Below are 21,022 nucleotides of genomic sequence, written 5' to 3' on the forward strand. Positions count from 1 at the left end.
TGCACATTTTATGATTAAATTTGAAGATAGGATTGGTAGCCTATGAAAAATTTACACAAAAGTCTGTAAAGGGTCTTTTTATAAGATTACTTTTAATAATATACTTAGTTTAATTTAAAAACATCACAAGTATTATCATAAGTTTGCTTAGCTACTTTCTCAAGATCTTCACCTCTTAGCTCAGCAAGAAATTTTGCAACATATTTAACATACTCCGGGTAATTAGGCTTGCCTCTATATGGTACTGGAGTAAGGTATGGTGCATCAGTTTCTATAAGAATTCTATCTAATGGAAGTTTTTTAGCAGTCTCTTGGATGTCTTTAGCATTTTTAAAAGTTAGTATTCCTGAAAATGAGATATACATTCCCACATCTATAGCCTGTTTTGCCATATCATAATCTTCTGTAAAACAATGTAGTATCCCACCACATTTTTCGACATTTTCAGACTTTAAAATATCTAAAGTATCTTGTTTAGCTGCTCTAGTATGTACAATTATAGGTTTTACTACTTCAATGGCTGCTTGGATATGATTTACAAACTTGGCAACTTGTTTAGGTTTTGTTTCTTGATCATTATAGTAGTAGTCTAGACCAGTTTCTCCAATTGCGACGCATTTTGGATGATTTGATCTTGTTATAATCTCTTCTGTACTAGGTTGATGAGAATCTAATTCACTAGGGTGAACTCCAACTGAAAAATATACATCTTTGTAGTTTTCAGCTATTTTTTGGATATCATCGATCTCATGCCACGCTACAGCAATCGAAATAATTTTGTCTATACCGGAGTTTTTAGCATTTGTAATGACATTATCAAAGCTCGTATTTTCTAGTTTTAAATAATTAAGATGGCAATGTGAATCTATTATCATTTTGAGAAGGTTTTCTTTAAGTTGTTACAGATTATAGCAAATATTTTGTCTGAAATATTTCAATTTGGGAGTAAGTCTTTGCTTAAAGTTTAATATTATTTGGTATTAATATGCTAACCTTAAGGAAGAAGGTGGTTGAAATTTTAAGTTTGGAACTTTACATGAAGAATTTAAAAGTTATATCAATAAATACTTATTTTTATATTATCTTATTTCTTTTATTGGGGTTAGCTCAGCAATCTTATGCTAATAGTTCCTCGAACGATATAGATCATAAAGTTAAAGAAATAAATAGCTATCTTTTACTTATTAAAGAGAATAAAGCCAATAGTGAAATAAAGATAGCTTATCAAAGAGATAAGCTTTTAAACTATAAACATTATCTAAGTAAACAAATGCTTAATTTAAATAGTAAGCTTGAAAGAGTTGACTCTTTGCTTGCATTTATTCAAAAAAAATACCAAATAAAAAAATTCTCAAATTTTATAAATAAGCAAGTTGAAGAAAATAGTGAGTTTAAAACAAAGCTAAAGAGTTATACTCATCGTAGAGCTTCTATTCTAAATGAATTGATACTTTTAGAAGAAACTAAGCTAAATGTTGAAGATGCTTTAACACATATTTCTAATATGAGAACTTATTTACGAAACCAGTTTAGATTCGAAAAAAATAATGTTTTATGGCAGTGGAATAATTGGATTAGTGCTAAAAATAGTTTTGTAAAGAATCTAGTAATGATATCAAAAGATATGCTGATTTTTATTTTCATACTGGGTATTTATTTTCTTATAAGACGTGTTTTCTCATTTAAAAAAATATTAACTAGGAATATAAAGCTTCATAATAAAAAGAACATATCTAAAGCAACTATTAAGTTTAATAGCATTTATATTTTGATGCTAAGTACTATTGTTTACCCCTTAACTATTTTAGTTATAGCTAATTTTCTAAATTATATTGGAGATTTGTCTAATAACTCTATCTATGTAATTGATACTGCATTACAGGTTATTGTTATCTACTCAGCAATATTATTTGTTTTGGAATCATTTGCTAGAGTTGTTCTTTCAAAAAGTATAGAAGTAACAATCCTGGTTATGTATAGTATTTTTGGTTTAATTATGTACCTATTTAGATCAAATTTAATTAACTTTGAACGAGGTCATTTTATTGCAGTAATGCCTAAAGATGATATTTTAGTACTAGTTTTCTTTTTTATGCTATTGATGCTTATTCCAGCAACTATTGCCTTTATAATGCTAAGTAAACATAAGATTAGGTTACAAGAAACTAAATTAAAGGTGTTGATTTGTACAAAATATTTTATATTTATTAGTCTAGTTGTTAGCATTTTTACCATGATTCTTGGAGGTTATCCTAACCTTGGAATGTCTATAGGTTTTGATTTATACCAAACCTTCTTCTGGGGAACATATGTTTATGTCTTTTATAAGCTTATTATACTTGTTGTAGATTTGATTCTATGTAAGAAAAGTAAGATTATTTTAATTAGAGGTTTGGTTGAAAATATATTAGGTGGTTTTAAGAGAGCCAATATTCAATATTGGATAAAAAACATAATGTTTATTTTTGCAATATTGATATTTTTGATTTTGTTACCTTTATCTTTAAACATTCAACCAGAAAAGCTTAAAGATTTATGGGAAACTTTTGCCTATCATGGAATTAGTATTTTGGGTATAAAGATAATACCTGCAGTTACCTTATTAGAGTCATTGGTACTATTTATTATAACTTTGTTTGTCGGCAAGCTTACGATACTATTTTGTAATAGAAGGGTGTTTCCTTATACAAAAATGGATCATGGCTCTATAGAAGCAGCAACATCTATAATCAAATATCTATTTATATTAATAGCTGTATTTATATTTATAAAATGTTTAGGTATGAGTAATACTGCGATTACATTTATTGTTTCTGGTCTATCTGTTGGACTTGGGTTTGCTATGCAAGATTTAATTAAAAATTTCTTTGCGGGGCTTATTATGCTTTTTGAGAGACCAGTTAAAATAGGAGATTGGATTAAAGTTAATAATGAAATAGGTGTCGTAAAAAATATTAGTATTAGAGCTACAGAAATATTAACGTTTGATAATAATTCACTAATAGTACCTAATCACGTTATGGTAACAGATGTGGTTTCTAATGAGACACTTGATAAGAAAGTAAGGCTTGATTTACCAATTAGATTATCTTATGAAGATGATTTTCGAAAGGCTGTTTCTATCTGTGAGAAGGCAATCAAGGCAGATAGAAGAATACTTTTACAGCCAAAACCAGAATATCTTTTATATGACTATGGTGAATCAGCTATGATTCTTATGATAAGAGCATATTGCTTAAGGACTATGAAAATTCATATTTTAAGTGACCTAAGAATAAGAGTGCTAGATGAGTTTAACGCAAATAATATTAAAATTTCACTTTCTAAAATGGATATATATGTTAGAGATGATAATAAAGAAAGCGTTTGAATAATATATTGTAAAAGTTTTGGGTATCTAAAAGGTTTTTGTAATTATGGATAATGTTTTTAATATTTCTTATGATTTTTGTGATGATGAAATTTTTATAGATCTTTTGAAAAAAGATAGCGTTCAAATTGAAAAAATTATTTCTTACGGACAGGTTACAGATATCGATAAACCATATATTCAAGATCATGACGAATGGGTTTTGGTATTAAAAGGTAGCGCAAAGCTTGTATTAGAAAGTAAAGAGTATAATCTAGGAGAAGGTGAGTATTTGCTAATTCCAAAAAATACTAAGCATTGGGTTACCTATACTGCTAATCCAACTATATGGTTGGCTATACATCTAAAAGGAAAATAAAATATATGCAAGAGTTTTTTGCTAACCATTTTTTAATATTATGTTTTTTTATAATATTAATGGGATTTTTAGCTAGTTTTATCGACGCTATCGCTGGAGGTGGTGGACTAATAAGTCTTCCTGCTTTAAGTATAACTGGTTTGCCAATCGCTATGGTTCTTGGTACGAACAAACTTCAAGCTAGCATTGGTACAGCGATGGCAACTTTTAAATACTATAGAAATGGTTTGATAAATTTTAAAACAGTGTTGCGAGGATTGTTTGCAGGATTTATTGGTGCATCTCTAGGTACTATATTGGCCGTTGTGATTCACAATGATTTTATGAATAAACTCGTTCCGATACTTTTAATAGCGGTTTTTATTTTTAGTATTGTAAATAAAAACCTTGGAGTTAACCAAGGCAAAAAAAAGATGTCTGAAGTAGCATTTTTTACATTGTTTGGATTTCTATTGGGTGCATATGATGGCTTTTTTGGTCCAGGAACAGGTAATTTTTGGATTATTGCAATAGTGTATTTTCTGGGTTATACATTTATGCAAGCTTCTGGTTATGCTAAAGTGTTAAATCTAAAAAGTAATGTCTTTTCTCTAGTGGTATTTATTTTATCAGGTCATGTAAATTATACATTTGGATTTTTAATGGCTATAGGAAGCTTCTTCGGTGGTATTGTAGGCTCGAAGATGGTTATATTAAAAGGGTCTAAGCTTGTTAGGCCAATATTTATAGTTGTGGTTGGTTTAAGCATTATCTTTATGATAAAAAATACATATTTTTAAGTTTTTATTTTGCTATATTAGAAAAAATATATGCACCCTTGACAGTTTTTCCAAGTTTGTCATCTTTGTTATATAAAGGACAAGCTTTTAAAGACAAACATCCACACCCAATACATTTTGATAAGTTATCTCTTAATTTTATTAAATAATCTATTCGATTATCTAAGTCATTTCGCCAATTATTTGATAATTTTTGCCAATCAGTTTCATTTGGTGTATGTCTATTTGGTAGTTTAGCGAAAGCTTTTTTAATTTCTTCTAAGCTAATACCTACTTTTTGAGCAGCTTTTATTATGGATATTTTACGCAGAACATCTCTATTATATCTTCTTTGATTTCCTGAGTTTCTCCAACTTGTTATTAGGCCTTTTCTTTCATAGAAATGAATTGTTGATATTTTTACATCACATCTATTAGCTACTTGCCCAACACTTAAAATATTATTATTCATTTTTTCCTAAATCTTTTTTTTAAAAAGTCTTGACCTCAACTTAAGTTGAGGTATTACAATAATAAGTAATTTCAAAATAATTAGCAATATAGGGATAGAAAATGAGATTAGAACATTTAAATTTAATCGTTAAAGATATAGAAAGTATGCTTAGCTTTTATAAGTTGGCGTTTCCACACTGGTATGTAAGAGCGCAAGGTAAGTCTGATTGGTATGGAGTAGAGCGAAACTGGGTCCATTTTGGAGATGATTTCCAATACCTAACATTTAATGATAATGGTCAAGGAGATAATCGTGATCTAAAAAGTCATACAATAGGGCTTGCACATTTTGCTTATGCTGTTGATGATATTGAATCTGTTAAAAAGAGGTTATTAAGAGCTGGGTTTGATGCTAAGTCGGGTTCTGAAAATAAATATAGAAAAAATGTTTATTTTATTGACCCTAGTGGATATGAAGTTGAGTTTGTTGAGTATTGTAGTGATATACCTAATGAGCGTAATAGTGATAAATAATAATCAGTTACAATTTTGTTTAAAAATGCATTATTTTACTTTAACAAAATTTAATGCATAAAATCAATATGACTATAGCACATGGTGATATAATAATGTTCATATATTTTATAGTTAAAAATAAATCTTAATCATATGAGTGAAAAAGCGTTAGAAATAAAAAATCTAACTAAAGTCTACAAAGATGGTTTTAAAGCCGTGAATGACATTAGTTTGGATGTTAATAAGGGAGATTTTTTTGCTCTTTTGGGTCCAAATGGAGCTGGAAAATCAACAACATTGGGTATGATCTCTTCCCTTGTAAATAAGACCTCTGGTCAAATTAAAATATTTGGTCATGATATTGATAGTGATTTTATAAGTGCTAGGAAGAATATAGGAGTTATGCCTCAAGAGGTAAACCTTAATCTTTTTGAAAAGCCTATAAATATTCTAATTACACAGGCTGGATTTTATGGTATTTCTAAAAAAGAGATATTACCTTATGCAGAAGAGTTACTTAAGAAAGTTGATCTTTATGATAAAAGAAATGCCCAAGTAAGGTTCTTATCAGGCGGAATGAAAAGAAGATTGATGGTTATTAGAGCATTAATACATAAGCCAAAATTATTGATATTAGATGAACCAACAGCGGGTGTTGATGTTGAACTTAGAAACTCTTTATGGGAAATGATAGCAGAGTTTCATAAAGAAGGATTAACAGTGATTTTAACAACACATTATTTAGAAGAAGCTGAATCTATGTGTAATCGTATTGCTCTTATCCATAAAGGAAATGTTCATGTGAATACAGACATGAAAAGTTTCCTAAAGACAGCAGACCAACATACTTATATCTTCGATTTAAAAGATAAGTGTCAAGAAGATATCAAACTTAGCTATGGTAATGTAAAGTTAGTTGATGAATACACATTGGAAGTGGAAGTTTCAAAAGGTGCTGTTTTAAATGAAGTTTTCTCAGAGTTAACAAATAAATATAACCTAGGTGTTCTAGGTGTACGCACTAAAGAAGCAAAACTAGAAAAGTTATTTATAGACGTTGCAAGGAATAAATAGGTAAATTTATGAATTTAAAAGATTATTGGATAGCATATGTAACGATCTTTAGTCGTGAGTGTAAAAGAATATTTAGGATTTGGCCACAATCATTATTACCATCAGTTATAACTATAATTTTATATTTTTTGATATTTGGTAAAGTTGTTGGGTCACGTATTGGTAGTATGGGGCATGGTGTTACTTATATGCAATATATTACTCCAGGTCTTATTATTATGGCGGTGATTCAAAACTCATATGGTAATGTTGTAAGCTCATTCTTTGGGCTACGTTTTAGTAAAGCTATAGAGGAGCTATTAGTTTCTCCTGTGAGTAACCATGTGGTAATTTTAGGCTATATTTCAGGAGGAATCTTTAGAGGTTTTGTAGTTGGTGTATTAGTAAGTATAGCAGCATTTGCACTAGATGGTTTTAGTACTATTTATAGTATATTTCTAGTCTTAGCTGGATTTATATTTTGTGGTGCATTATTTTCACTTGGAGGTTTAATAAATGCCATATTTTCACAGAAGTTTGATGATACTACAATATTTCCAACATTTATATTAGCACCTCTTATTTATTTAGGAGGCGTTTTTTATAACATAAATAACCTTACAGGTTTTTGGCACTTTATATCTTCATGTAATCCATTGTTTTATGTGGTTGATTTTGTTAGATATGGTTTTATTGGTGTTTCAGATGTTAATCCATATTATGCGTTCGCTGCAATTATTATTTTTACATTGATATTGTATTACTTTTGCTGGTACTTATTAGAGAAAGGTATTCGTTTAAAAGCTTAGAAAGCATTTTTCTATATTCGACCCTACTTAGTTAATTTATATATTATAAATATAAAGCTCTTTTGTTATACTTTGATTTTAGTAAAACTATAAAACTTAAAAATAATGTTTGCATATCAAAAAGTAGCTATTGTAGGAAAGCATTATAAACAGGATGTCAGTAGAACTGTTGAAATGCTATATAACTACCTTAACGAAAAAGGTTTACAGGTAATTGTAGAATCTGAGACTGCCGAAGATATTAATCTAAGAGATATTGAAGTCTCTAGCCTAAAAGAAATAGCGCTTAAATGTGATGTTGCAATAGTTGTTGGAGGTGATGGAAATTTCTTAAAAGCAGCTAGAGTATTGGCTTTGTATAGCAATATACCTGTTATGGGTGTTAACAAAGGTAAATTAGGGTTTTTGACGACTATAGCATCAAATGACAGAACACTAAAAGATGATCTTTTAAATATTCTAAAAGGACAAGTTTCCATTTCTAATGTAAGCATGCTTAAGTGTAGAGTTGATGATAACTTACGTGTTCCTTTAGAGGCATCTATAGCTCTTAATGAGATAGCGATAACTTCAAGTCGAGGATTAATGTTTGGTTTAAAAGTATATATAAATGGTAGATATGCTTTTGATCAGCGTGGAGATGGTCTTATAGTGTCGACTCCTACAGGTTCTACTGCTCATGCTATGGCTGCAGGAGGTCCAATTTTAAATCCTAATCAAAATAGTATAGTTTTAGTTCCAATATGCTCACATTCGCTAAATAGTAGGCCTTTGGTAATCTCAGATGAAAGTGTAATAGATATATATATAACAGAGTATAATGATCCTGAGCCTGTTTTAAGTATAGATGGTAGGCATGATACTATTCTAAGCTCTCATCAAAAAGTTACTATCAAGAAAGCTGAAAAGAAAGTTACTGTTTTACACACCGAAGATTATAACTATTATGATACTTTGAGGGAGAAGTTAGGTTGGAGTAAGGTTTTATTTTAGAAAAGCTCAATCAAAATAATTATTACAAAAACTGTTATAAATACTGCCGAAATAAGCTCAAGCTTTTTAATATTTCTAAAGAAGATTTGTCTAAGTTTATTGTTGCCAAAAAAAGTGGCAACTATACAAAACCAAATAAATGTTGTTAGAGCTATACATATCCAAATACTAACTTTACCCAAACTAGGTAGACCATCGACTAAGCTTAACATTGAGCTAAAGAAAACTAGTACTTTTGCATTAGCTAAATTAGTAAAGGCACCATTTAAAAAAAGCTTAAAGTTTGGAGGTGTATCAAAAGTATTTAGATTTTTAATATGTTCACTAGCATTTGGGTTTAAGTCTTGTTGCTTTGTAAATATACTTTTATATAGATTAAAAGCTAGATAAGCTAGATATATAGCACCAACTAATATTAAACATTTAAATAATATAGGTTCTTTATAGAGCAAAAATGATCCAAACCAATAGACAATAAATGTATTTATAAGAATTCCTGATGCTATACCACAAGCTGTATAAATACCTTGTTTTTGGCCAAATTTGATAGAATTACTAATAGTTATAAAAAAATCTGGTCCAGGAAGTACTAAGCAACTAATCTGTAAAGCAAGAATTGTTAAAAATATTAACACCGAGATACTCTTATTTTTATTATAGTTGATATAGAATAGTACTAATAAAATTGTAAATCTAGAAAAATGTGTGATAAATCTAAAGAAAATTTACGTCAAGTAAAAAGTTATGTACAACGAGCAGGTAGAGTAACCAAGAAGCAACAACAAGCGCTTGAAAATTATGCTAAAAAATATATGATTAGCTATGATCATAATAGACAAATAGATTTTTCAGAAATATTTTCTAATGCTAATCCTGTAGTTTTAGAAATTGGTTTTGGTATGGGTGGGTCATTAATCCAGATGGCATTAGAAAATCCAGACAAGAATTATCTAGGTATAGAAGTACACAAAGCAGGTGTTGGTAATATTTTATATGAGATAGAACATCAAAATATAGCAAATCTTTTGATAATGAGTCATGATGCTGTTGAAATATTAGAAAATATGATTGCTGATGAGTCTTTATCTGGTATACAAGTATATTTTCCTGATCCATGGCATAAGAAAAAACATAATAAACGTAGACTAGTTAACCAGTCAAATATGGACCTTTTTGCTAAGAAGCTCAAAGTTGGTGGAGTATTTCATTATGCTAGTGATTGGTTACCCTATGCTGAAGATGTTTTAGAGCTACTTGAAAATGATGACAAATATCAAAATATGTATTCTGGTTTTGCACCAAGACCAGAATGGCGTCCTTTGACAAAATTTGAAAAAAGAGGGCAAAACTTAGAGCATCAAATATCAGATATACTTTTTGAAAAAGTTTAGGTTTAAATTTAAAACTGCAGTGGTTGAGCATTGTTCAACTTCTTTAAGTAAAGGAAATAATAGTGAAAATAGCCAGATATAAAAAAGGTTTTATAAAAGCTAGTGAATATAGTAGTAAACTACATTTTGGCAACATTTTTTGTCCAGATTGTGGTAAGGCTAAATTAAAACTTATTCGTAAGGCAAATCAAGATTCATACTTTGAATTTATTAAAGGTGAAGATAAGCATGATGTGCTATGCCCTAAATCTAGTAAACCAATAGCTAATGATAAGATAAAAGAGTTAGTTTTAAGTGACTCAAAAAAAGATATGAGTAAGCTTAACTTTCTTGTTAATAAAAATCTCGAAAAGTATATAAATCTTCTTACAAAGCTTGAAAATGATGGTGTGCTTAGAAAAGAAGATGAACTAAACCTAATGCCTTTTAAAAAGCAACAGTTGGCTGAAAATAGAACTCGAGAATATTCAAAGCAAGATATCTATACAATAAATGGTATGGAGCTGGCTGATATTGATATACAGAGCATCAATAATAAATACTGTATTATATATGGGGTTGCAGGGATTACAGCTTCAGATATAGGTGAGAGTAAAAAGCTTCTCTTTAAGGTTGATCAAGATTCAAGGTTTTCAATTTTTATAGTACCAAACCAAGTTAAGTATCTAAATTTTGATAAAAGTAAAAGAGCTAAGTTTGCAGTTTTTGGAAAAATCAAAAAGACTGATAAGTTTTTAAATATTGAAATACGTTCAACTAGAGATTTAGTTATAAAGGATTAATTTATGAATATAAATATTCGTTATGAACAACTAAAAGATCAAGAATCTGTTTATCAGCTTATTGCATCATCTTTTGAAACTGATGATGAAGAGAAGTTAGTTAGATTGTTACATACTGATCATCAAAGTTTAATTTCTTTAGTTGCTGATATAGATAACACAATTGTAGGTCAGATAGTTCTTTCTAAGATGGAGTCAAAAGCTAGCAACATTAGTATATTTGGTTTAGCTCCAATGAGTGTGGCACCGAAATATCAAAATCAAGGAATAGGTAGCAAGCTTGTTGAAACTGTTATAAAAGAAGCTAAGAAGAATAATATTGATGCTATATTTGTTTTAGGACATCCAAGTTACTATCCTAGATTTGGATTTAAACCAACGAGTGAATATCAAATTAAATGTCAATATGATGTACCAAGTGATGTCTTTATGGTTTTAGACTTAACCAATAAATTGAGTGCGTTAAAAGGTCAAACAGTTTATTATGCAAAAGAGTTTGGTGAAGTTTTTTAAAAAAATTGACTTTTATATTTTGTATTGTAGAATATCGACGTTTGTCTATTTGGTTAGATAATTCAATTAGGCCCAGTGTTATCAGCTGGTTATATAATCCTCAATTGACCCGAATGGATTTATTTAGTTTAAATAACGATAAATCAACAAGAGGATAATAACTATGAAAACAATATATCGTGCAAGTATCTTTACATTTAAAAAAAATGCTACTCTCCAGTCATTATTAGGACATAAGGTTGATAATTTATTTTCTGATTCAGATGATTATACATTTTTGAGAGATGGAGCAATTATTGTAGAGGATGGTATAATAACCGAAGTTAATGATTTTCATGAAATTGTAATTAATGAAAATGATAATTTGATCAACTATTCTGGTAAATTAATAATGCCAGGTTTTATAGATACTCATATGCATACGACTCAGACTAAGGCTGTGGGAGCTTATGGTGAAAAACTTTTAGAATGGTTAGACAATTATATATTTCCAAGTGAAGCAAGTTTTAATAGCAGTAAACTAGCGTACAAAGAGTTTGATATTTTATTCAAAGAGTTATTTAAAAATGGCACTACTACAATATGTGGTTATGCTCCAAGTGCTTACGATGGTACTGATATCGTTTTTGAATTAGCGCAAAAATATAATATGAGAGTGATTCTTGGAAATACTATTATGACAAAAGGAAGCAAAGATATAATCACAGATCCAGAGACTAATATGAAGATCTCAGAAAAGCTTTGTAACAAGTGGCATAATAAAGGCCGTGCTAGCTATGCACTAACTCCTAGATTTGCTCTTAGTTGTGACACTAAAACTCTTAATTTATGTAAAGAGTTTATGCAATCGTATAAAGATGTATATATACAAACTCACTTAAGTGAAAATCTAAATGAGATAACAGATACTCTAGCGCAATATCCAAATGCTACAGACTACTTAAATGTGTATGAAAATTACTCATTGATTACTGATAAAACTATTTTAGGGCATTGTATTCACTTATCCGATAGTGAGTGGAATAGAATTAAATCTCAAGGAGTTATTATTGCTAGTTGTCCTACAAGTAATAATTATCTTGGCAGTGGGCATTTTGACTATAAAACAGCTATTGAAAGAGGTGTTAAGCTTACTTTAGCTACAGACTGGGCTGCTGGAAATACTCTAAGTATGCTTCGAGTTATGGATGATGCGTATAAGGCAGCATTATTAAACTCATATAAACTAGAAACATTAGTTCGTTTGTATTGTACTACACTGGGTAGTGCCAAGGCTTTAGGTTTGGATGATAAGATTGGTAGCTTAGAAATTAATAAAGAAGCTGACTTTATCGTTTTGGATCCAGATAAAAACTCCCTTCTTAAATATAGATTAGAATCCTCATATAATCTTCAAGATTATTTATTCTCAATTATCTCTTTAGGAGATGATCGTCTAGTTGAAGCAACTTACATATATGGTAAGAAGGTTCACTAGTAGTAATCATCAAATATATTTTTTAAAAACTAAATTAATCAAAGCGATAATGTAATATATCTAATTATAGATATATTTCTATGTGCTTTAATTTTTATATTAATTTATAAGGGAGATAACTAATGAGAATTATAAATTATGCACGTTGGATTATAACTGAATTCTTTTTTGCAATGAGTGTTTTTTCAGCCATTTTGTTTGGAACTTATGCTTTGTCAATTAAGCTAGATAACCATCTAAGTGATACAAATCTTTCGATACTCTCAGGAGTGTTTTTTATAGTGTTTGCAATATCTCAAGTATGTTCAGGAATACTAATCAACAAGATATCACCAAAGTTATTATTATCAAGCTCAGCACTTTTATCAGCATTAGGAGCTTTATTGTTTGCACATGCAACAATATTTCAGCTTCTTGTTGTTGCTAGGGCGATGCTTGGTATAGGGCTTGGCTGCACTTTTGTGGGGGTTCTATATGTTGTACAAACAAATTTTTTAGAGCATCAATTTGCATTCTTTTCATCACTAAGTCAAAGTATAGCTAATATTTTTGCTGGGGTATTGGCTTTATTTGCGGGTAAGGCTCTTAGCCAATATTCATATATCTATGTATTTGATATTTTGGCAGCAATATTTTTTATATGTACAGTTGGTTTGAGCATTTTACTACCACACAAAATAAAGACTACAACGAAGAGTAACTCACAAGATTCTTTAATATCTGTGATTTTATTTATTCTTTCGAAAAGAAATTTCTGGCTAGCGTCATTTTATTTTGCAGGCTTGTTTGGTTCAATATTAACATTTGCTGATCTTTATAATGTTACTTATGAAATGAGAGTTTTTGGAGTACCTCATGATACAGCAATTATGATGAATGGTATGGTACCAGTTGGTGTTGCAGTAGGAGGTATTGTTGCTGGATATCTTGTATCAAAATATCAGAATAATAGAGTTGTAGCAATATGCTTTAGTTTTATAACACTAACCTTTCTTTGTTTAATTATGTATATAAAATGGCCTGATAGAAATTTAGGCTTTAAAATAGCTTTTTTATTTAACTTTCTATATGGCTTGGGGTGTGGAGGTGCTATGCTAGCTTTCCAGGAAATTCAATTGTTGTTTAATGGCATACTCATTCAACCTTTGACAGGGTATATTATTGGTCAAACAACTGTTATTCATTATTTTAACCAGTCTTCGCCATATTCAAAATGGTTGTATGATACTACTTTTCATAATGAGTGGCACAAGTTTAATAATGGTTTGATTATTATTGTATTGATAGTAGTAGTAAGCTTTATAAGTAGTATTTTCTTTACTAAAAAGAAGATATAAGCAAAATAGTTAGTTTAGTACTAAGTTTATATGTCATTACTCCTCATCCTCTAAATAATGTTTATGTTTTTTGCCTATTTTTTTGAAAAAAGGCCATCTATTTGAGGTTAAAATAATAATACAAATTATAGTTGCTGCAATAGGTAGTAAAAACATATCAAAAGCAATAGCTAAACCAATTGAGGCCATAACCCATACTGTAGAAGCAGTTGTTATCCCTCTTACACGGTTGCTATCTTTAAAGATAATACCACCACCAATAAATCCTACTCCTGTTACAATTTGTGCGGCTATTCTAGTGGGATCAACAATACTTTCATAATATGCTCCACTTCTTGCATGTGTAGATATAATTCCAAATAGACACGATCCAACACAAACTAGTGCGTAGGTTCGAATTCCTGCTGAAGATCCATGATGTTGTCTCTCAACACCTACTGCTATACCACAAAGGGCTGCAATAGTAATTTGTATTATTTCTAACATTAATTATTCCCCATAACTTATTGTTAATGAGTCTATATAGGTAAACTCAACTGTAATTATAGCATAGAGTGATATTTTGACTTTTATCATATCTAGTTTTATAGATTATTGAGGAATATTTATCTTATATTATTGATTACTAAATTAGTTTTTGCTAATATAAGTGTATTGAAAGTTCTAGGTGCCGAGTTTAAGTATGGATTTAATGCAAATGAAAGATAATGCTAGTAAGGCATCAGCATTACTAAAGGCTATTTCGCATGAATCTCGACTATTAATTTTATGTCTACTTTTAAGACAAGAAATGACAGTTGGCGAACTAGCAGAGTATTCTGATCTTAGCCAATCAGCATTCTCTCAGCATTTATCTGTATTGAGAAAAGAGGGGTTGGTTCAAACTAGAAAAGAAGCACAAACAGTTTTTTATAGTTTAAAAGATCCAGCTGTCAAGAAAATATTAGAAGCTTTATACAGAATATATTGTGACTAAAAATTTATACATAATATTAGAAAAAACTAAATTAGAATAATCTAAAGGAGATATTGAATGCATCAGGTAAAAAATATTACAGTAAAAGAGTTTCTTAGTTTGAAAAAGAAAGAGAAAGTTAAGTTGATCGATATTAGAACAGCAGGCGAGCATAGCAGAGAGTGTATTGATTGTGCTGAAAATATCACAGTTGATAAAATTTATGATACTGATATTCAGCCTGATGAGATTGTAGTGCTTCATTGTCAATCAGGAAATAGAACTAATCAAGCAGCTACCAAAGTTAAAGATTTAAAAGCAAAGGCAGTTTATTTGTTAGAAGGTGGTATTAATGCTTGGAAACAGCATAAACAGCCAACACAAAAAAATGTTAAAGAGCCGTTACCAATTATGCGTCAAGTACAGATTATAGTAGGTTTTATGGTGCTTTTAGGTGTTGTGCTTTCATTCACAGTATCTCAATATTTTGCAATTTTAAGTGGTTTTTTTGGCGCAGGACTTCTATTTGCAGGGGTATCAGGAACTTGTGGGCTAGCCGTGATGTTAGAGTTTTTACCCTATAACAAAAGAAAATAATTAAGAATAAAAGGAGCTTATTATGGCTAAGAGATATCTAATAGTTGGAGGAGTTGCTGCAGGGGCATCAGCAGCTGCTAGGCTAAGGAGATTAGATGAGTCAGCAGAGATTATTATGTTTGAAAAGGGTCCTCATGTATCATTCTCAAACTGTGGTTTACCATATCATCTTGGTGGGCATATTGAACCAGCTGAGAAGCTAGTTTTAATGACACCAGAAAAGTTTGATAAACAATATAATATCGATGCTCGTACAAATTCTGAAGTTATAAATATTGATAAGTCAAATAAGCTTGTTACAGTTTTAAATCTTCAAACTAATGAAAAATATACAGAAAGCTATGATAAGTTAATTTTAGCTATTGGGGCTAAACCAATAGTACCTCCTTTTCAAGGTCTTGATTTGATAGATCATTTTGTTCTAAGAAATGTGGTAGATGTTAAAAAAATACATCAAGCAGTTTTTAACACTAATAAAACAGTCAAGAATGTAACTGTTATTGGAGCTGGATTTATCGGAATAGAGGTTGCTGAGAACCTTAAAGAAAGAGGTTTTAATGTAACTATAGTTGAGATGGCTAACCAAATTATGCGTCCTTTTGACTATGAGATGGCTAAATTCTTAGAAAAAGAATTACTTGATCATGATATTAAACTGATGCTATTAGAAAAAGTTGTTGGTTTTGAATCTGATAAAGTCTTACTTGAGTCTGGTAAACAAATTAAATCTGACTTGGTAGTTTTATCTATAGGTGTAGCTCCGGAGACTAAGTTTTTGAAAGATGTTGGAATAGATTTAGCTAAGAGCGAGCATATTCAAGTTAATCAAAATTATCAAACATCAGATGAAGATATTTATGCTGCAGGTGATGCTATCTTAGTCAAGAATGCCCTGACTAATCAACATTTTAATCTACCATTAGCAGGACCAGCGAATAAACAAGGACGTTTGATAGCTGATCATATAAATGGTAAGAAGATAGTTAATAATGGTTATATAGCTTCATCGATAATACAGGTTTTCAACTATACTGGTGCAAGTACAGGTTTAAATGAGGCATGGATTAAGTTCCATAACTTAGATATTGAGTATGATTATACTTATGTTGTGCCTGTAGATAGAGTAGGTATTATGCCTGGAGTTAAACCAATATTTATAAAGGTTATATTCGAGAAAAATACTGGTAAATTATTAGGTGCTCAAGCAATAGGTCAGGGTATCGTTGATAAAAGAATGGATGTGTTTGCTACCGCTATCAAAGCGGGCATGACAGTCGAGGATCTTCAGGATCTTGAGCTTTGTTATGCACCACCATATTCGACTGGTAAAGATGCTGTAAATCATGCAGGCTATGTTGCTAGTAATATATTAAATGGTGATTTTAAGCAAATACCATTTACTAAAGTAAAAGATTTAATTGCAGAAAATGCTCAAATTATTGATGTAAGAAACCCATCAGAGATAGCTAATGGCATGTTAATAGGAGCAAAAAATATTCCAATGTCTGAAGTTAGAAATAGGCTATCAGAAATAGATAAAACAAAACCTGTATATGTTCATTGTAGAACAGGTCAAAGATCATATAATGTTGCTCTTATGCTACAACAAAAAGGCTATGATGTTTATAATATCGCAGGATCATATATTATGATGTCATACTATTATGATACTATTGAAAAACTGACCAAAGAAAAGGTGCCTTTTAGCAAGGCAAACTTTAACTAGTAAAGAAGGAGAAACTATGATTTTTAGGCAGTTAATAGATAGAGATACTTATACTTATACATATATCTTGGGTTGTGAAGAAACTCGAGAAGCAGTAATAATAGATCCTGTAAGGTTTAATATTAAGCAATATATTAAACTTTTAAAAGAGCTTAACTTGAAGCTTATCTATGCAATTGATACTCATGTTCATGCTGATCACGTAACCGCAGCGGGCCTTTTAAGACAAGAAACTGGTTGTGGTATTGTACTTGGTGGAGAAACTAAAGCAGAGCATACAACTAAAAAAGTTTTTGATGGTGATATTATTGAATTTGGTAATTATCAAATAAAAGCAATATATACTCCTGGCCATACTGATGATTCATACTGTTTTATGACGGAGAACAAATTATTTACAGGTGATACATTACTTATCAGAGGTTCAGGAAGAACTGATTTCCAAAACGGTAATTCTTATGCTGCTTATGATAGTATCATAAATAAGTTAATGACATTACCTGGTAATACTATTATCTATCCAGGCCATGATTATAACGGTATAACAAGTAGTAGTGTTGCTGAGGAAAAGAAAAATAACCCAAGACTACAAGTTAAATCAGCAGAAGAATATGCAAAACTAATGGATGATTTGAAATTACCTCCGCCAAATTATATTGATATTGCAGTGCCAGCTAATTTAAAGTGTGGTGTAGAAGAGTAGTAACAACATGATTTTAATAATATTTGGCTTAATTTGTGGAATTGCCTTAGGTCTAACTGGAGGAGGTGGATCAATACTAGCTGTTCCTCTTTTGACTTATGGTGTTGGTTTAGACTTTCACAATGCAGTCACTATATCTTTACTTGTCGTTGGTTTTACAGCGATTTTTGGTATTGCAGTAAACTATAAAAATCAAGATATTCACTATATTGCAGCAGCTGTGATGATTATCACTGGTATAATCTTTGCTCCTATAGGAAGTCATATCTCACAAGCATTATCTGATGAGTTACTGATGCTTAGCTTTTCCGTACTTATGATTGTGATAGGTATTTGGAGCTTAATAAAGGCTAAAGTAATGTCTAGTTCAGATAAATCTGTGTGTAAGAGTATAGGACCCAAATGTATCATTGCTTTGCTAATAAGTGGAGGTGTAGTTGGTACCTTGACAGGTTTCTTTGGTGTTGGTGGTGGTTTCTTAATAGTTCCAGCATTAGTTTTTATCACAGCTATGCCTATTAAAAGAGCTATTAATACATCATTATTAGTAATATTTGTGGTATCAATATCAGGTTTTGCATCACATTATGGGCAGACGAGTATAAATTGGTATATTGCTAGTATGTTTATAATTGGTGGAGCTATAGGTATGCTTATAGCAAATAAAATTAAGAAAAAACTTAACGATAAGGTTCTACAAGCTGTATTTGCAGTAATGCTTGTTGTTCTAGGAGTGTTTATATACTTTAGTAATTAGTCTATCTAAGTTAATATTTCTATAAAGTTTAATTACTTTTATAAAAAAATAATGGCTAATATATATAAAGATACATTAGTTTTTTTGCATGGTTGGTGTTGCCAGCCGTCAGATTTTGATGCCCAGATTAAGTTTTTTAGTAAAGAGTATAATGTAATAGCTCCTAATTATTCTGAAATAATTTCACTAGGAAAAGATAGTGTAGAAGAGGTGGTTGTATACTTATATGATCAATTATCTAAATATAAAAATATCGTAATTATAGGTCATAGTATGGGAGGCTTTTTAGCTTTAAAGCTAGTCCAAACTGATTTAGATATTAAAAAGTTATAGCAATTGATACCACCTTAAAATTAAAACTCACACATGAGGAAAAGAGTTTTTTAGAAATACTGGATAGTCAGCTTGGCTTACAAACACTAACTGACTATATAAATAATCATATAATAGATAAGCATTTCGATGACTATACTATTATGAAAGGTAAGGCTTTAGAAATGTTAAACTATTGGCAAAGTCAGCCAAAGCCTTTTAACAAAATCTTTAAAGAAGCATTTTATTTTGATAAAAGTGATTTATTTAATAAGCTTAATATACCTTTTTTATATATAGCTAGTGCATCACCAAGAACATCTGAGGGTGATATTTTAGGCTCATATGATAAAGCTAAATATATTCAGATAAATGCAGGACATTTTATTATGCTAAGCGCTACGAATAAGGTTAATAGCGTTATAAAGGGTTTTTGTAGCTAATAAATATTATATAATCTATCTAAAGCGGTGGGGATTGTTATATCTTTTGTCATTTTGATATAAAAAAATCTAGTCTAACCGTATATCTATAGTGTTTTAAATTTAAAATTAGAATTTTGAGGATGAATAAGTTATGGCGATGATCACAGATCAGGTTCTAAAAGAGCAATTAGAAAAAGGTGTACTATTAGTAGATATTCGTAGTTATCAAGAATACCTTGTTGATATTATCCCTGGAGCGATCCATATAAGTGAGTTTTTAATTAATTATGATAGATATAGCCATCATAAAAAAGTTGCTATATATTGTGAAACAGCAAATAGAACAAGTAAAGTACATAGTTTTTTTAAAAATCTTTTTGAAGATGCTAACTGTCTGTTAGGCGGTATTTCAAGCTGGCGTGATAATGGCAATAAAACTATTGTTCCACCTAAACTTGAGTATTTTGATTTTGAGAAAGTTTTATTTTTTAATTATGCTGCAACAACTCCAGTTTTTCATGAGGTTGTTGAGGAAATGCAAAAGTATATGGAGATTGATACCTATTTTGCTAATCCAGCCTCAACACATTACTTAGGAAGGTTAGCTAAGAAAAAGATTGATGAAGCTGAAAAAATTATCTCTAAATTTATAAATGCGCCAGGTGGAAATATTGTTTGGACATCTGGAGCTACAGAGTCAAATAATCTAGCAATTAAAGGCCTAGTTGAGGCAAGTCACAAAGATAAAAAGCATATTATAACAACTTCAATTGAGCATAAAGCTGTTTTAGATGTTTGTAATTACCTATCTAAGAAAGATAGTTCGGTTAGAGTTAGTTATCTAAGTGTTGATACACATGGGTGTATAGACTTAGATGAATTACGTAGTTTGATAAACTCTGATACTATATTGATTTCTATAATGGCTGTAAATAATGAAATAGGCGTGGCAAATCCTCTAGAGGAAATTGGTAAAATAGCAAAAGAGAAAAATATTGTATTTCACGTTGATGCAGCTCAAGGTATAGGTAAAGTTGAGATTGACGTGCAAAAAATGAATATTGATATGCTATCTATGTCAGCACATAAATGTTATGGTCCTAAAGGAGTAGGGGCCTTATATGTCGCTGATGGGATAGAGCTTGAAGAGCAAATACATGGAGGAGGGCATCAAAATGGCATGCGTTCTGGAACATTGGCAACTCAGCAGATTGTAGCATTTGCTTTAGCAATTGAACTATTAAAAGAAAAAACAGATCTAACTAAACTAAAAAAATATCGAGAGGCTGTCGTTAAGTGTTTAACACAGTTTGATGATGTTGTAGTTAACACTCCTTTAGAACAAAGTTATGTAGGTATTTTAAGTGTGACTGTTAAGGGAGTTCCAGGAGATATTCTGTTTACTTTGATGCCAGATTTTGCATTATCTATGAGCTCTGCTTGTACTTCAAATGCCGATAAACCATCTCATGTACTTAGTGCTATTGGCTTAGATGCAAAACAAGCTGCAAATACATTAAGAATATCATTTGGTTGTTATACAACGGATAATGATATCCAAAAGTTGGTAAAATCTTTGGAGAAAAATATTACTGTTTTAAGGAAGATTAAACAGATGGAGTAATTTTTCTTGGTTATCACTATTTATTTAACGTTGCTATAATAACCTCAGTTCGATAATTACTTCATGTCTAAATATTTATAATTATTGATTTTAATTGGAGAAATAATAAACTG

The 21,022-nt window shown here is 30.3% G+C and carries 24 protein-coding genes; 20 read left to right on the forward strand and 4 right to left on the reverse strand.

Annotation, left to right across the window (positions count from 1 at the left end):
• Positions 1–104: 104 nt before the first annotated feature.
• Complete coding sequence (locus AB8E56_RS07615) at positions 105–875, reverse strand: TatD family hydrolase (protein WP_329479712.1); 771 nt, start codon at positions 873–875, stop codon at positions 105–107.
• 161 nt (positions 876–1,036) lie between these two features.
• Here AB8E56_RS07615 and AB8E56_RS07620 point away from each other — a divergent pair, with 161 nt between their 5' ends.
• The 3 genes from AB8E56_RS07620 to AB8E56_RS07630 are packed head-to-tail and all read left to right on the forward strand — an operon-like array spanning position 1,037 to position 4,507.
• The gene (locus AB8E56_RS07620) at positions 1,037–3,370 is read left to right on the forward strand and encodes a mechanosensitive ion channel domain-containing protein (protein ID WP_329479714.1); all 2,334 of its coding nucleotides are present in this window, start codon (positions 1,037–1,039) and stop codon (positions 3,368–3,370) included.
• A 46-nt stretch (positions 3,371–3,416) separates the two neighbouring features.
• Positions 3,417–3,728, forward strand: coding sequence for a cupin domain-containing protein (locus AB8E56_RS07625; RefSeq protein ID WP_329479716.1), 312 nt, complete (start codon positions 3,417–3,419; stop codon positions 3,726–3,728).
• Between the two features lie 5 nt (positions 3,729–3,733).
• Positions 3,734–4,507 carry a TSUP family transporter gene (locus AB8E56_RS07630; protein WP_329479718.1) on the forward strand — a complete coding sequence of 258 codons (774 nt, stop codon included), beginning with the start codon at positions 3,734–3,736 and terminating at the stop codon, positions 4,505–4,507.
• Between the two features lie 4 nt (positions 4,508–4,511).
• Here the strand turns inward: AB8E56_RS07630 and soxR are convergent, their stop codons facing one another.
• The gene (soxR, locus tag AB8E56_RS07635) at positions 4,512–4,958 is read right to left on the reverse strand and encodes a redox-sensitive transcriptional activator SoxR (RefSeq protein WP_329479720.1); all 447 of its coding nucleotides are present in this window, start codon (positions 4,956–4,958) and stop codon (positions 4,512–4,514) included.
• A 101-nt stretch (positions 4,959–5,059) separates the two neighbouring features.
• Between soxR and AB8E56_RS07640 the strand changes: the two genes are divergently transcribed.
• From AB8E56_RS07640 to AB8E56_RS07655, 4 genes are all read left to right on the forward strand, one after another.
• The gene (locus AB8E56_RS07640; protein ID WP_329479724.1) at positions 5,060–5,473 is read left to right on the forward strand and encodes a VOC family protein; all 414 of its coding nucleotides are present in this window, start codon (positions 5,060–5,062) and stop codon (positions 5,471–5,473) included.
• Between the two features lie 135 nt (positions 5,474–5,608).
• Positions 5,609–6,529: an ABC transporter ATP-binding protein gene (locus AB8E56_RS07645; protein ID WP_329479726.1), complete on the forward strand. Its 921-nt coding sequence runs from the start codon at positions 5,609–5,611 to the stop codon at positions 6,527–6,529.
• Between the two features lie 8 nt (positions 6,530–6,537).
• A complete protein-coding gene (locus AB8E56_RS07650; protein WP_329479727.1) occupies positions 6,538–7,317 on the forward strand; it encodes an ABC transporter permease in 780 nt (259 codons plus the stop codon).
• Between the two features lie 102 nt (positions 7,318–7,419).
• Positions 7,420–8,310 (forward strand): NAD(+)/NADH kinase, encoded by an 891-nt coding sequence (locus AB8E56_RS07655; protein WP_329479759.1) that lies wholly within the window; start codon positions 7,420–7,422, stop codon positions 8,308–8,310.
• On the opposite strand, the gene AB8E56_RS07660 is transcribed toward AB8E56_RS07655, so the two are convergent.
• A complete protein-coding gene (locus AB8E56_RS07660) occupies positions 8,307–8,945 on the reverse strand; it encodes a LysE family translocator (RefSeq protein ID WP_329479729.1) in 639 nt (212 codons plus the stop codon). The genes AB8E56_RS07655 and AB8E56_RS07660 overlap by 4 nt on opposite strands.
• Before the next feature lie 66 nt (positions 8,946–9,011).
• On the opposite strand from AB8E56_RS07660, the gene trmB reads away from it, so the two are divergent.
• The 5 genes from trmB to AB8E56_RS07685 all read left to right on the forward strand — a co-directional run bounded on the left by trmB (position 9,012) and on the right by AB8E56_RS07685 (position 13,810).
• Entirely contained in the window at positions 9,012–9,701 is a 690-nt protein-coding gene (gene trmB / locus AB8E56_RS07665) for a tRNA (guanosine(46)-N7)-methyltransferase TrmB (protein WP_329479731.1), read from the forward strand.
• A gap of 62 nt (positions 9,702–9,763) precedes the next feature.
• On the forward strand, positions 9,764–10,483 hold the full coding sequence (locus tag AB8E56_RS07670) for a hypothetical protein (protein ID WP_329479733.1): 720 nt from the start codon (positions 9,764–9,766) through the stop codon (positions 10,481–10,483).
• A gap of 3 nt (positions 10,484–10,486) precedes the next feature.
• Positions 10,487–10,996, forward strand: coding sequence for an N-acetyltransferase (locus AB8E56_RS07675; RefSeq protein WP_329479735.1), 510 nt, complete (start codon positions 10,487–10,489; stop codon positions 10,994–10,996).
• Between the two features lie 163 nt (positions 10,997–11,159).
• The gene (gene guaD / locus AB8E56_RS07680; protein ID WP_329479737.1) at positions 11,160–12,473 is read left to right on the forward strand and encodes a guanine deaminase; all 1,314 of its coding nucleotides are present in this window, start codon (positions 11,160–11,162) and stop codon (positions 12,471–12,473) included.
• Positions 12,474–12,595: 122 nt separating this feature from the next.
• Positions 12,596–13,810 carry an MFS transporter gene (locus AB8E56_RS07685; protein ID WP_329479739.1) on the forward strand — a complete coding sequence of 405 codons (1,215 nt, stop codon included), beginning with the start codon at positions 12,596–12,598 and terminating at the stop codon, positions 13,808–13,810.
• Positions 13,811–13,846: 36 nt separating this feature from the next.
• Here the strand turns inward: AB8E56_RS07685 and AB8E56_RS07690 are convergent, their stop codons facing one another.
• The gene (locus AB8E56_RS07690) at positions 13,847–14,296 is read right to left on the reverse strand and encodes an MgtC/SapB family protein (RefSeq protein ID WP_329479741.1); all 450 of its coding nucleotides are present in this window, start codon (positions 14,294–14,296) and stop codon (positions 13,847–13,849) included.
• Between the two features lie 196 nt (positions 14,297–14,492).
• Between AB8E56_RS07690 and AB8E56_RS07695 the strand changes: the two genes are divergently transcribed.
• From AB8E56_RS07695 to AB8E56_RS07730, 8 genes are all read left to right on the forward strand, one after another.
• Positions 14,493–14,786 carry a metalloregulator ArsR/SmtB family transcription factor gene (locus tag AB8E56_RS07695; protein WP_329479743.1) on the forward strand — a complete coding sequence of 98 codons (294 nt, stop codon included), beginning with the start codon at positions 14,493–14,495 and terminating at the stop codon, positions 14,784–14,786.
• A 57-nt stretch (positions 14,787–14,843) separates the two neighbouring features.
• The gene (locus AB8E56_RS07700; protein ID WP_329479745.1) at positions 14,844–15,362 is read left to right on the forward strand and encodes a rhodanese-like domain-containing protein; all 519 of its coding nucleotides are present in this window, start codon (positions 14,844–14,846) and stop codon (positions 15,360–15,362) included.
• A gap of 22 nt (positions 15,363–15,384) precedes the next feature.
• On the forward strand, positions 15,385–17,088 hold the full coding sequence (locus AB8E56_RS07705; RefSeq protein WP_329479747.1) for an FAD-dependent oxidoreductase: 1,704 nt from the start codon (positions 15,385–15,387) through the stop codon (positions 17,086–17,088).
• Positions 17,089–17,104: 16 nt separating this feature from the next.
• A complete protein-coding gene (locus AB8E56_RS07710) occupies positions 17,105–17,791 on the forward strand; it encodes an MBL fold metallo-hydrolase (protein ID WP_329479750.1) in 687 nt (228 codons plus the stop codon).
• Positions 17,792–17,798: 7 nt separating this feature from the next.
• Positions 17,799–18,548: a sulfite exporter TauE/SafE family protein gene (locus AB8E56_RS07715; protein WP_329479751.1), complete on the forward strand. Its 750-nt coding sequence runs from the start codon at positions 17,799–17,801 to the stop codon at positions 18,546–18,548.
• A gap of 51 nt (positions 18,549–18,599) precedes the next feature.
• The gene (locus AB8E56_RS07720; RefSeq protein ID WP_329479753.1) at positions 18,600–18,881 is read left to right on the forward strand and encodes an alpha/beta hydrolase; all 282 of its coding nucleotides are present in this window, start codon (positions 18,600–18,602) and stop codon (positions 18,879–18,881) included.
• A gap of 164 nt (positions 18,882–19,045) precedes the next feature.
• Entirely contained in the window at positions 19,046–19,303 is a 258-nt protein-coding gene (locus tag AB8E56_RS07725; RefSeq protein ID WP_329479755.1) for a hypothetical protein, read from the forward strand.
• A 133-nt stretch (positions 19,304–19,436) separates the two neighbouring features.
• Positions 19,437–20,909 (forward strand): aminotransferase class V-fold PLP-dependent enzyme, encoded by a 1,473-nt coding sequence (locus AB8E56_RS07730; RefSeq protein WP_329479757.1) that lies wholly within the window; start codon positions 19,437–19,439, stop codon positions 20,907–20,909.
• Positions 20,910–21,022: the final 113 nt, after the last annotated feature.

The organism is Francisella sp. 19X1-34, from assembly GCF_041102755.1.
Lineage (GTDB): Bacteria > Pseudomonadota > Gammaproteobacteria > Francisellales > Francisellaceae > Francisella.

Coding starts and splice junctions, on each gene's coding strand:
- AB8E56_RS07615 (WP_329479712.1), bottom strand. CDS start 875: ATGATAATAGATTCACATTGCCATCTTAATTATTTAAAACTAGAAAAT.
- AB8E56_RS07620 (WP_329479714.1), top strand. CDS start 1,037: ATGAAGAATTTAAAAGTTATATCAATAAATACTTATTTTTATATTATC.
- AB8E56_RS07625 (WP_329479716.1), top strand. CDS start 3,417: ATGGATAATGTTTTTAATATTTCTTATGATTTTTGTGATGATGAAATT.
- AB8E56_RS07630 (WP_329479718.1), top strand. CDS start 3,734: ATGCAAGAGTTTTTTGCTAACCATTTTTTAATATTATGTTTTTTTATA.
- soxR (WP_329479720.1), bottom strand. CDS start 4,958: ATGAATAATAATATTTTAAGTGTTGGGCAAGTAGCTAATAGATGTGAT.
- AB8E56_RS07640 (WP_329479724.1), top strand. CDS start 5,060: ATGAGATTAGAACATTTAAATTTAATCGTTAAAGATATAGAAAGTATG.
- AB8E56_RS07645 (WP_329479726.1), top strand. CDS start 5,609: ATGAGTGAAAAAGCGTTAGAAATAAAAAATCTAACTAAAGTCTACAAA.
- AB8E56_RS07650 (WP_329479727.1), top strand. CDS start 6,538: ATGAATTTAAAAGATTATTGGATAGCATATGTAACGATCTTTAGTCGT.
- trmB (WP_329479731.1), top strand. CDS start 9,012: ATGTGTGATAAATCTAAAGAAAATTTACGTCAAGTAAAAAGTTATGTA.
- AB8E56_RS07675 (WP_329479735.1), top strand. CDS start 10,487: ATGAATATAAATATTCGTTATGAACAACTAAAAGATCAAGAATCTGTT.
- guaD (WP_329479737.1), top strand. CDS start 11,160: ATGAAAACAATATATCGTGCAAGTATCTTTACATTTAAAAAAAATGCT.
- AB8E56_RS07685 (WP_329479739.1), top strand. CDS start 12,596: ATGAGAATTATAAATTATGCACGTTGGATTATAACTGAATTCTTTTTT.
- AB8E56_RS07690 (WP_329479741.1), bottom strand. CDS start 14,296: ATGTTAGAAATAATACAAATTACTATTGCAGCCCTTTGTGGTATAGCA.
- AB8E56_RS07695 (WP_329479743.1), top strand. CDS start 14,493: ATGGATTTAATGCAAATGAAAGATAATGCTAGTAAGGCATCAGCATTA.
- AB8E56_RS07700 (WP_329479745.1), top strand. CDS start 14,844: ATGCATCAGGTAAAAAATATTACAGTAAAAGAGTTTCTTAGTTTGAAA.
- AB8E56_RS07705 (WP_329479747.1), top strand. CDS start 15,385: ATGGCTAAGAGATATCTAATAGTTGGAGGAGTTGCTGCAGGGGCATCA.
- AB8E56_RS07710 (WP_329479750.1), top strand. CDS start 17,105: ATGATTTTTAGGCAGTTAATAGATAGAGATACTTATACTTATACATAT.
- AB8E56_RS07715 (WP_329479751.1), top strand. CDS start 17,799: ATGATTTTAATAATATTTGGCTTAATTTGTGGAATTGCCTTAGGTCTA.
- AB8E56_RS07720 (WP_329479753.1), top strand. CDS start 18,600: ATGGCTAATATATATAAAGATACATTAGTTTTTTTGCATGGTTGGTGT.
- AB8E56_RS07725 (WP_329479755.1), top strand. CDS start 19,046: ATGTTAAACTATTGGCAAAGTCAGCCAAAGCCTTTTAACAAAATCTTT.
- AB8E56_RS07730 (WP_329479757.1), top strand. CDS start 19,437: ATGGCGATGATCACAGATCAGGTTCTAAAAGAGCAATTAGAAAAAGGT.